The sequence below is a fragment of the Mycobacterium sp. genome (genome assembly GCF_049683935.1).
Lineage (GTDB): Bacteria > Actinomycetota > Actinomycetes > Mycobacteriales > Mycobacteriaceae > Mycobacterium.
Window position 1 is genome coordinate 1 of sequence record NZ_JBAUJR010000025.1, and the last position, 9,789, is coordinate 9,789.

The 9,789-nt window shown below is 68.8% G+C and carries 12 protein-coding genes and 1 pseudogene; 6 read left to right on the forward strand and 7 right to left on the reverse strand.

What is annotated here, in order from left to right:
* The 3 genes from WA965_RS01585 to WA965_RS01595 all read left to right on the forward strand — a co-directional run.
* The coding region (locus WA965_RS01585) for an SDR family oxidoreductase (protein WP_526446964.1) at positions 1 to 658 on the forward strand (658 nt) is incomplete at its 5' end.
* Positions 658 to 2,205, forward strand: a complete 1,548-nt coding sequence (locus tag WA965_RS01590; protein ID WP_526294384.1) for a class I adenylate-forming enzyme family protein — start codon at positions 658 to 660, stop codon at positions 2,203 to 2,205. The genes WA965_RS01585 and WA965_RS01590, both read left to right, overlap by 1 nt.
* A 21-nt stretch (positions 2,206 to 2,226) precedes the next feature.
* Positions 2,227 to 2,613, forward strand: a complete 387-nt coding sequence (locus WA965_RS01595) for a VOC family protein (RefSeq protein ID WP_526294385.1) — start codon at positions 2,227 to 2,229, stop codon at positions 2,611 to 2,613.
* Between the two features lie 11 nt (positions 2,614 to 2,624).
* Here WA965_RS01595 and WA965_RS01600 read toward each other — a convergent pair whose 3' ends face one another.
* Positions 2,625 to 2,978 carry a hypothetical protein gene (locus tag WA965_RS01600; RefSeq protein WP_526294386.1) on the reverse strand — a complete coding sequence of 118 codons (354 nt, stop codon included), beginning with the start codon at positions 2,976 to 2,978 and terminating at the stop codon, positions 2,625 to 2,627.
* Between the two features lie 109 nt (positions 2,979 to 3,087).
* The gene (locus WA965_RS01605; protein ID WP_526294387.1) at positions 3,088 to 3,387 is read right to left on the reverse strand and encodes a DUF3349 domain-containing protein; all 300 of its coding nucleotides are present in this window, start codon (positions 3,385 to 3,387) and stop codon (positions 3,088 to 3,090) included.
* Between the two features lie 142 nt (positions 3,388 to 3,529).
* On the opposite strand from WA965_RS01605, the gene menE reads away from it, so the two are divergent.
* The 3 genes from menE (at position 3,530) to WA965_RS01620 (ending at position 6,764) form a co-directional block, all read left to right on the forward strand.
* On the forward strand, positions 3,530 to 4,696 hold the full coding sequence (menE, locus tag WA965_RS01610) for an o-succinylbenzoate--CoA ligase (RefSeq protein ID WP_526294394.1): 1,167 nt from the start codon (positions 3,530 to 3,532) through the stop codon (positions 4,694 to 4,696).
* A gap of 37 nt (positions 4,697 to 4,733) precedes the next feature.
* Complete coding sequence (locus tag WA965_RS01615; protein ID WP_526294388.1) at positions 4,734 to 5,348, forward strand: MSMEG_1061 family FMN-dependent PPOX-type flavoprotein; 615 nt, start codon at positions 4,734 to 4,736, stop codon at positions 5,346 to 5,348.
* Positions 5,349 to 5,417: 69 nt separating this feature from the next.
* On the forward strand, positions 5,418 to 6,764 hold the full coding sequence (locus tag WA965_RS01620) for a hypothetical protein (RefSeq protein ID WP_526294389.1): 1,347 nt from the start codon (positions 5,418 to 5,420) through the stop codon (positions 6,762 to 6,764).
* On the opposite strand, the gene WA965_RS01625 is transcribed toward WA965_RS01620, so the two are convergent.
* The 5 genes and pseudogenes from WA965_RS01625 to WA965_RS01645 all read right to left on the reverse strand — a co-directional run.
* Positions 6,690 to 7,157 (reverse strand): hypothetical protein, encoded by a 468-nt coding sequence (locus WA965_RS01625; protein ID WP_526294390.1) that lies wholly within the window; start codon positions 7,155 to 7,157, stop codon positions 6,690 to 6,692. The two genes, WA965_RS01620 and WA965_RS01625, sit on opposite strands and share 75 nt — an antisense overlap.
* Positions 7,157 to 8,212 carry a molybdopterin-dependent oxidoreductase gene (locus tag WA965_RS01630; protein WP_526294395.1) on the reverse strand — a complete coding sequence of 352 codons (1,056 nt, stop codon included), beginning with the start codon at positions 8,210 to 8,212 and terminating at the stop codon, positions 7,157 to 7,159. The genes WA965_RS01625 and WA965_RS01630 overlap by 1 nt, the downstream gene beginning before the upstream one ends.
* Before the next feature lie 41 nt (positions 8,213 to 8,253).
* Positions 8,254 to 8,883 carry a methyltransferase domain-containing protein gene (locus tag WA965_RS01635; RefSeq protein WP_526294391.1) on the reverse strand — a complete coding sequence of 210 codons (630 nt, stop codon included), beginning with the start codon at positions 8,881 to 8,883 and terminating at the stop codon, positions 8,254 to 8,256.
* Positions 8,883 to 9,548: a TIGR04282 family arsenosugar biosynthesis glycosyltransferase gene (locus WA965_RS01640; RefSeq protein WP_526294392.1), complete on the reverse strand. Its 666-nt coding sequence runs from the start codon at positions 9,546 to 9,548 to the stop codon at positions 8,883 to 8,885. The genes WA965_RS01635 and WA965_RS01640 overlap by 1 nt, the downstream gene beginning before the upstream one ends.
* Positions 9,545 to 9,789, reverse strand: a pseudogene (locus WA965_RS01645) (glycosyltransferase); the annotation flags it as partial. The gene WA965_RS01640 and the pseudogene WA965_RS01645, both read right to left, overlap by 4 nt.

Consider the following 9,789-nt stretch of genomic DNA (forward strand, 5'->3'; position numbering starts at 1 on the left):
GCTCGACGCCGTCGTCGCACGCATCAACGAGGCCGGCGGCGACGCCCGGGCACACGCCTGCGACCTGTCCGACCTCGACGCGGTGGATGCACTGGTCGCAGGCGTGGAGGCGGAGCTCGGCGGGATCGACATCTTGGTCAACAACGCCGGCCGATCCATCCGCCGGCCGCTGGCCGAATCGTTGGATCGCTGGCACGACGTCGAACGCACCATGACCCTCAACTACTACTCGCCGCTGCGGCTGATCCGCGGACTCGCGCCGGGCATGCTCGCGCGCGGCGACGGCCACATCATCAACGTGTCCACCTGGGGCGTGAAAACCGAGTCGACGCCGTTGTTCGGCGCCTACAACGCGTCGAAGGCGGCACTGTCGTCGATCAGCCGCATCATCGAAACCGAGTGGAGCGACCAGGGCGTGCACTCGACGACCCTGTACTACCCGCTGGTGAAGACCCCGATGATCGCCCCGACCCGCGCCTACGACGGACTGCCCGGGCTGTCGGCGGACGAAGCGGCCGACTGGATGGTCACCGCCGCGCGGCACCGTCCGGTCAGCATCGCGCCGCGGATCGCCGTCACCGCCCACGCGATCAACAGCATCGCCCCCGCCGCGGTCGACACGATCATGAAACGTCAACGGATGCAGCCCCGAGACTGATGACGGTCCCTGGGATCGCCGGCCTGGCCGATGTCGTCCGGGTGCACGGCCGCGATCGCGCCGACGCTCCGGCGCTGATCGTCGGTGATCACACCATCTCCTTCGGAGAGCTCGACGCGCGGTCCAGCCGGGCTGCGCAAGCGTTCGCCCGGGCCGGCGTCGGGTTCGGCGACCGGGTGGCGTTCATCGAGCGCAACGGCGCCGAGTTCTTCGACGTGGCTTTTGGTCTGGCCAAGCTCGGCGCGGTCGGCGTACCGGTCAACTGGCGACTGGCCGCACCCGAGATGGCGCACATCATCAACGACTGCGGGGCTCTCCTGGTGGTGGTCGGCGAGGAGTTCTTCGGCCACGTCGAAGCCATCGAGACCGAGCTGAGCGCCGAGGTCATCGCGATCGGGAGACACCCTCGCTGGCCGGCGTTCGGCGACTGGGTGGCCGCCCATCCCGCCGTCGACCCCGACGTGCGGACCGGGCCCGACGACCTGGTGTTCCTGATGTACACCTCGGGCACCACCGGGCTGCCGAAGGGCGTGATGCTCAGCAACACCAACTACCGCGCCAAGACCGCCGGGGTGGCCGAGCCGTGGCAGTTCAGCGCCGACGCCGTCAGCCTGGCGGTGATGCCGCTGTTCCACATGGCCGGATCCGGATGGGCGTTCGCCGGCCTGTGGCAGGGCGCGGTGACGGTGGTGCTACCCGATGTCGACCCGACGGCGATCCTGCATGCCATCACCCGTCACCGCGTGACGAACCTGCTGCTGGTGCCCGCGGTCATCGCGTTCCTGCTCGACACCCCGGGCGTCGAGGCATGCGATTTCTCGAATCTGCGGGTGATCGTCTACGGCGCGTCACCGATCAGCGACGATGTGCTGGTCCGCGGAATCGACCGCTTCGGTGAGGTGTTCGCTCAGGTCTACGGCATGACCGAGACGACAGGATCGATCACCCAACTCGACGGCCACGACCACCGGCCCGAACTCCTGCGGTCGTGCGGCAGGCCATACCCCTGGGTGCAGATACGCATCGTGGGCGACGACGGTGCGGAGGTCGCCACCGGCGTGGTCGGCGAGCTGTGGACCCGGTCGGAGCAGAACATGGTCGGCTACTGGAACAACCCCGACGCGACCGCGTCAACACTCACCGCTGACGGGTGGTTGCGAACCGGCGACGCCGGATACGTCGACGCTCACGGCTACGTGTACCTGCAGGACCGGATCAAGGACATGATCGTCTCCGGCGGCGAGAACGTGTATCCGGTCGAGGTCGAGAACGTTCTGATGACCCATTCCGGTGTCGCCGACGTCGCTGTCATCGGGGTGCCCGACACCAGGTGGGGTGAGGCGGTCAAGGCGGTTGTGGTGCCCGCCGCGGGGGCGACCCTGCGTGAGGCCGACCTCATCGGGTTCGCCCGGACGAGGCTCGGCGGATACAAACTCCCCAAGACCGTCGACTTCGTCGAGGCGCTGCCCCGCACGCCGAGCGGCAAGGTGCTCAAGCGCGCGCTCCGCGACCCCTACTGGGCGGGCACCGGCCGCCGGATCGGCTGACAGCCGTGATAAACACGGTTCATGGAGATCCTGGCCAGCCGAGTGCTCCTCCGGCCGGCTGATTACCAACGGTCCCTGGAGTTCTACCGCGACGGCATCGGACTGGCCATCGCCCGCGAGTACGGCGCGGGCACCGTCTTCTACGCCGGGCAGTCGCTGATCGAGCTCGCCGGCCACGGTGCCCCCGACGCCGGCTCGCCGCCGTTTCCCGGTGCGTTGTGGCTGCAGGTACGCGACCTGGAGGCGACACAGACCGAGCTGCAAGGCCGCAGAGTCGACATCGCCCGTGAAGCCCGCCGAGAACCGTGGGGGCTGCACGAGATGCACGTCCTGGACCCCGACGGGGTGAAGCTGATCTTCGTGCAGATCCCTCGGGATCACCCGCTGCGCCGCGACACCCGCGACTAGCTCGACGCGGGTCAGCCGACCTTGATCAGCTGCACGCCCACGACCTGGGGGCCCTTCACCATCGTCCCGGCAAGCGAATCCTTGTCGAACGACAGGATGAGACCGGCCGTGGTGACGCCGCTCCACGTATTGCCCTGCAGGCGGGCCTCTGTCGACCACCCCGACGTGACGAACCGGCTGCAGTCCGGGCCGCACGGCGAGACGAACGCCCCTTCTTTGGCACCGTTCTCGACGATCCCCGCACCGTCGATGACGGTGATGGAGTACATACCCTCCAACGGTTGGGCTGCTGCCGGACCCGCCAGCGTGACTGCAGCGGCCGCCAGCACGGCGCCTGCCGCCAACCCCCGTATGACCGTGATCATCTTTCCCCCTTCGTCGTTCGACCCGATCACCACAACCTAGTGATCGGCCGCCGACACTGAATCGGGGAAAACCCCCGACTTGTCAGGGGCTGGAGGCGCTGCTCATCGGTCAGCGCGCGGACGCCGTCAGCGACCAGCCGACCGACGCGAGCCGCGAAGCGACCCGTTCGAGCTCCTCGGTATCGGGGTCCGAGTCGGTGACCACATGCAGCGCCGCACGGACCTCATGGGGCGACACGGAACCCGAATCGGCGCTCCGCATCACGGCCTGCGCGACGGTGACGACGTCGTCGTCGGACAGTGACCGGGCCAGCAGTGCGAGCAACGGGAAGTAGTCCTGCTGAGGAATCCCGTGCGGATATCCCTCGTTCAGCCAGGAGACGACGTTGTCGATGACGCGCGCAGCCATGCAGTCGATTCTGCGGGCCCGACGTCTCGACGGATAGCCCGCGAACCGGCATTTCACCAGATCGGGCAAGGTCTTCATCTGCCGTTCAACCGGCGGCCGGGAGCTACTATCGTGCTGCCGAAGGTCGTGTCGGCGTCGGGTGATGTGGAGGTCAGCGATAGCCATCCTTCGTCCGGTCGGCATCCCGTCCGGTACCGCAGCACTGTCGGCGCTGACCGTCGTCGGCGACGTTCTCGAGGGCCGCGACTGCGTGCTACCGGTTCCTGTTGACGACACCGATCACACGTCGCTGCTGACAGGGGCTCTGCGTGCCGGCGAGGAGATCGACGACGACGTCGCCGTGGTGCTGTCGACGTCGGGAACGACCGGTACCCCCAAAGGCGCGTTGCTGACGGCTTCGGCACTGCTGGCCAGCGCCGAAGCCACCCACCACCGGCTCGGCGGAACCGGCCGATGGCTACTGGCACTGCCCGCCTACCACGTGGCCGGCTTCCAGGTGCTTGTTCGCAGCGTGGTGGCGGGCACCGATCCCGTCGCGGTGCCGGCGGCCTTCGACGCAGCCGACCTGGCCTCCGCAGTCGCCGCGTTGGGTCCGGGTCGACGGTATGCATCGCTGGTGGCGGCGCAACTGGACAAGGCGCTTCGGGATCCGTCTGCCGCTGCCGCCCTGGCCGGGCTGGACGCTGTGCTCATCGGAGGTGGCCCGATGCCGGCAGGTGTCGCGGAAAAAGCTGCAGCCGAGGGCATTTCGGTGGTCAGGACGTACGGGATGAGCGAGACGGCCGGGGGCTGCGTGTACGACGGCCGTCCGCTGGACGGCGTCGACGTGACCGTGGACGCCGGGGGCCGGATCTCCCTCGGCGGCCCGACCGTCGCCGCCGGCTACCGCAACCCCGTTGTTCCCGATCCGTTCGTCGAACCCGGCCGGTTCCGCACCGATGACATCGGTGCGATCGACGATTCGGGAATCCTGTCGGTCCTCGGCCGCGTCGACGATGCGATCAGCACCGGTGGGCTCACCGTGTTGCCCGGGTTGGTCGAGGCTGCGCTGGCGACCCATCCCGCGGTGGCCGAGTGCGCGGTGTTCGGTGTCGACGACGAACGGCTGGGCCAGCGGGTGGTGGCCGCCGTCGTACTCGAGCCTGCCACGGCGATCACATTGGACCAGCTGCGTTCTCACCTCTCCGGTTCGTTGCCGTCGACCGCCGCACCACGCCAGGTGCACATCGTCGACACGCTGCCGCGCAAAGGCATCGGCAAGGTCGACCGTCGGGAGCTCATGCGGATGTTCGGCTCGGCGCCCCGGTAGCTCCCCCACGCCCGGCGCCGTCGCGCATGATGGAGGCATGAGCCGAGAAGTGACTTCAGTCGACGAGCTCCGCGAGATCGTCGGGTATCCGAAACCCTATGTGGCGAACAAGGTGGGTGACCGCCTGTCCGCCGTCCATCAGCACTGGCTTGGACATTCGCCGCTGGGCTTCGTCGCGACGACCGATGCGCACGGTCGGGTCGACGTCTCCCCGAAGGGCGACCCGGCAGGTTTTGTGCACATCCTCGACGAGACGACGATCGCGATCCCGGAACGGCCGGGAAACAAGCGGGTGGACGGCTACCTCAACGTGCTGGAACGCCCACATGTCGGGACGCTCTTTGTCATCCCCGGACGCGGCGACACGATGCGCATCAACGGGACCGCCCGCATCTTCGCCGACGCCGACTACTTCGATGAGATGGCGATACAGGGCAAGCGCCCCATTCTGGCCCTTCAGATCGACATCGAGGAGGTGTTCTTCCACTGCGCCAAGGCCTTCCTGAGGTCAGATGCCTGGCGGCCGGAGACCTGGGATCCGGGCGCCGTGCCGAGCGTCGCGCAGCTGGCCCAGTCGATGCGCCGGGACTGGAGTCTGGAGGAGTTGGAGAAGTATTACGCCGAGGAGAACTTGCGCAAGGTTCTCTACTGAGCGTGCACATTTTCCCAGGTTGGCGCGCCGCTTGGGGTGTAAACACGCGCGCTCGCGCAAGATAGAGGGATGCGCAAAGAGGCGGTCGCGGTCAGCGCCGCCGTGGTTCTTGTCGTGGCGGCGTTTGTCGTCCCCCACCTCGACCTCGGCATCGTCACCCCACTGATCAACGCCACCCCCGAACGGTTCCGAACTTTCGCCGGCATGGCACCGATCTTCGGCTGGTGGAATCCACACGTCGGTCCGGGGACCATCCCCGCGATCCTGATCGCCGTCGCTGCGGTGCTGTGGGGTCCGTCGCTGGCGCAGCGGTTGCCCTGGCGGGCGCTGCCGTGGACGGTCTGGGCGGTGTCCTGCGTCTGGGCGTTCTCGCTGGCCATGATCGACGGCTGGCAGCGCGGCTTCGCCGGCCGACTGACCGCCCGCCACGAGTACCTGCGCCAGGTACCGGGCATCACCGACATCCCCGAAACCGTCCGCACGTTCTCCAGCAGGATCCTCGACTACCAACCGGATTCCTGGATCACCCACGTCTCCGGACATCCCCCGGGTGCGCTGCTGTCCTTCGTCTGGCTAGACCGCATCGGGTTGAGCGGAGGAGCCTGGGCGGGACTGCTGTGCCTGTTGGCCGGCTCGAGCGTGGCGGCCGCGATCGTCGTCGCGGTCCGCGCGCTGGCCGACGAGGACACCGCCCGATCGGCGGCCCCGTTCGTGGCGGTAGCGCCGACCGCCATCTGGGTCGCAGTGTCCGCCGACGGCTATTTCGCCGGCGTCGCGGCCTGGGGCATCACCCTGCTGGCGCTCGCGGTCACCAGGTCGACCCGGCTGCCGGTGGCGGCGGCGGTGGGCGCAGGACTGCTGCTGGGTTGGGGGATCTTCCTCAATTACGGTCTGGGACTGATGGTTCTGCCCGCGCTCGCGGTCCTGCTCAGCGCGACCACCTGGCGCGCCGCCCTCACCACGCTCGTGCCCGCGGTGCTCGCCGCGCTGGCCGTCGCCGCGGTGTTCTTGGCCGCCGGTTTCTGGTGGTTCGACGGATACCTCCTGGTACAGGAACGCTACTGGCAGGGCATCGCCAGCGACCGCCCCTTCCAGTACTGGGGCTGGGCCAACTTCGCGTCGGTGGTGTGCGCCATCGGTCTGGGCAGCGTGGCGGGAATCGGTCGGGCCCTCGACATCACGGCGATCCGGCGGCGGTCCGGGCTGCACCTGCTGATCATGGGCGCCCTGCTGGCGATCGTGTTCGCCGACCTGTCGCGGCTGAGCAAGGCCGAGACCGAACGCATCTGGCTGCCCTTCACCATGTGGCTGGTGGCCGCCGCCGCCCTTCTCCCGCGGCCGTCACACCGATGGTGGTTGGCGCTCAACGTCATCGGCGCCCTGACGCTCAACCACCTGGTGTTGACGAACTGGTAGCCGCCGGGCCACGACGTAATACAGCGGCACGCAGATCCACACCGCCGCGATCACGATCCACAGCCCCAGTGCGTAGTCGCGGTCGAGCACCGTCGGATTGTCGGGGCGTGCGCCCGGCTTGCTGTACACCGGGATCGCCAACACCACCAGAACGACGCTGCACAGCGCGGCCACCGCAGCGGGCGCCCGCCAGCGCACCGGGATCAGGGCCCGACCCGCAAGCCCGACCGCGGCGCACAGTGGCGCGAACACGAAATCGTGGACGATGACACCGACCGCCGTCCACACCGCGATTCGCACCAGCACGGTGGGCGAGAAGTCCCACAGCAGGACCGCGCCGTAGGCACCGACGGCGACTCCGGCGACGACCAGGAGCACCCGCAGCGCCGACATCAGACGACCTCGATCCGGGTCAGCCACTTCGTCTGCAGCACACCGGGTCTCGTCGGCGCAATCAGGCGGCACGGATATCCGTGGTCGAGGTTGAGGGTTTCGCCGTTGATCTTCAGCGCGATCAGCGTCATGTCGTCGCGGGCGTGGCGGGCCGGCAGCACCGTCCGGGAGTACGGACCCGGAGGTTCGAGCGAGATCATCCGCACGTCGGAATCCGCCGACGCCCCCACCGTGGCGATCAGGTCCGCCAGCACCACACCGGTCCAGTCAGCGGAGGCGCTCCAGCCCTCCACGCAGGCGATCGGCAGCCGGTGGGTGGTCTGCGGCATCGCCTGCAGGTCGGCGACCGTGAAGGTCTGGGTACGGTCGCCGTGGGCGACCGTCAGCCGGTAGTCCGGCGAACTCGCGGCGCGCGTCACTCCGGCCGCGATCGCCGACCGGTTGATCGGAACACCCTGGGGCCCTTCGCCGGTTCGCGGGGCGAGCACCGACACGCGGCGCAGCAGCGGCACCGTCTGCCCGACAGTGACCACCGTCGCCAACCCCACCGCCAGCCAGGTGCCGCGCAGCACGGTGCGGCGGGACGGACCGACCGTCCCGCCCTGGGCGACATCGGATATCGGCTCGCTGAGCGCCTGACGGATCACCGGCAACTTGACGCCGATGTGCACGATGATGGCACCCACCGCCACATAGGACATCGCGTAATGGGCGGTGGTGAAGAAGAACTCGAACGCGTACCACTGGGCGATGTTGAGCAGGCCGGTGCTGAGCTGGAACAGCATCGACCCGACCAGCACCAGGATCGACAGTCGTTCGATCTGGCGGACGACGCCACCGATCAGCGGCCGCTCGAACAGCTTCGGCCACACCGACCACAGCTTGACGATGAGCAGCGGGATCGCGGCGATTCCCGTGGCGACGTGCAGTCCCTGGGTGAACCGGTACAGCCCGACCGGCCGCGTAGGCCACCAGAACCAGGGCTGAGGGTGCTGGATGAAGTGACTCATCAGGCCGGTGACGAAGCACACCGCGACCGTGACACCCAGCGCCATCCCCACCCGTGCGGTGACCGCAGTCCCGCGTAGGGACGTGGTCACGTCGCGGCCAGCGTCGCGACCACCCTGCTACCGATACGGTGGATGTCGGCCACTGCCAGCCCGACCTCGACGGCCAGCGTGGGGACGCAGTCGATTCCGACCGAGGCCCAGCGGAACCACGGCCCGATCGTGCGCGACGACTCCAACCGGACCCAGCCGACATCGATTCCTGTTGTCGTCGAATCGAATTCAGCGACGCAGTGGCCGCCGCACCGCAACAACTCGGCCGCCCGGGCGAGCACCCTTCGCGGGTCGCCGCCCACCCCGACGTTGCCGTCGGCCAACAGGACCGTCTGCCAGCGACCTGTGGCCGGAAGGGGATCGAACATGTCCCGCCGCAACGCCGGTGCGCCGCTGCTGCGCGCCAGCTTCACCGCCGTCGCCGACAGATCCACCCCCAACGCCGGGACACCGCGTGCCACCAGATGCGCGACCAGCCGGCCCGGGCCGCAACCCAGGTCGATCGTCGGGCCCTTACACATGCCGACCACCGCGTCGTCGAACCGGACGTCTGCGTGGCGCCCACCCAGCCAACTGCGCACCGGGAGCTTCTTGACCCGGCCGTCGTCGTGCCGGATCCAACATCGCTCGCCGTCGAGCGCGCGGTCGTAGAGCTGTCCGAACATCAGACCCCCTGGGTGGCGGTGATCCGGCTGAACCGGGATCCGGGCGGACAGGCGCGGCGTACCTCGACGACGTCGTCGAGGGTGTCGACGTCGGCGAGCTCACAGAGAAGTTCCACATGCCTGACCGTGTGCTGCAGCGCCGCCAGCGTTACAGCGCCCGTGTCCGGCGCCGACATCGGTACGTCACGCAGGCAGTCGGCCGTCGCGGCGTCGGTGACACCCAGCACCCACCAGCCACCGTCGCGGGCCATGCCGAGAACGGTGTCGTGGTCGGCGAGCGACTGCGCACACCGACCGATCAGCTCCGCGTCCACCTGCGGGGTGTCCATTCCGATCTGCAGCACGGGCAGCCCGCCGGTCGCCGCGGCCGCGTCCAGATGGGCATTGGCGAGCCGGTCGGCGAAGCCGTCACCGCGTTGGGTGACGACGATGAAATCAGCGAGCCGGGAACGGATCTCGTGCGACCGCTTGGCATCGTCGAGGTTCCCGGTCAGCGCGACCACCTTGGCGGCCACCGGAGCGTCGGCAACCGCGTCGAGTGTGTCGAGCAGCGCTGCCGCGGCGATCTCGGCGGCCACGTCGTCACCCACCCCGGCCGCCAGGCGGGTCTTGGCCAAACCCGGCACCGGCGCCTTGGCGACCACCAGCACGCTCACCGGTATCACGAGATGACCCGCCAGAAATCCCATGCGGCGGTGGCGCTGCCGCGAACCGAACCGCTGACCTTTGACTTGCCGCCGGTGCGTGGCCCGTACGCCACGTCGTGTTCGGTGACCGACCAGCCCGCTTGCGCTGCCCGTACCAACAACTCGAGCGGATAGCCGGAGCGCCGGTCGACCACCCCGAGCGCCAGCAGCGCGTCGCGGCGCGCCACCCGCATCGGGGCGATGTCGTGCACCTGCAGAC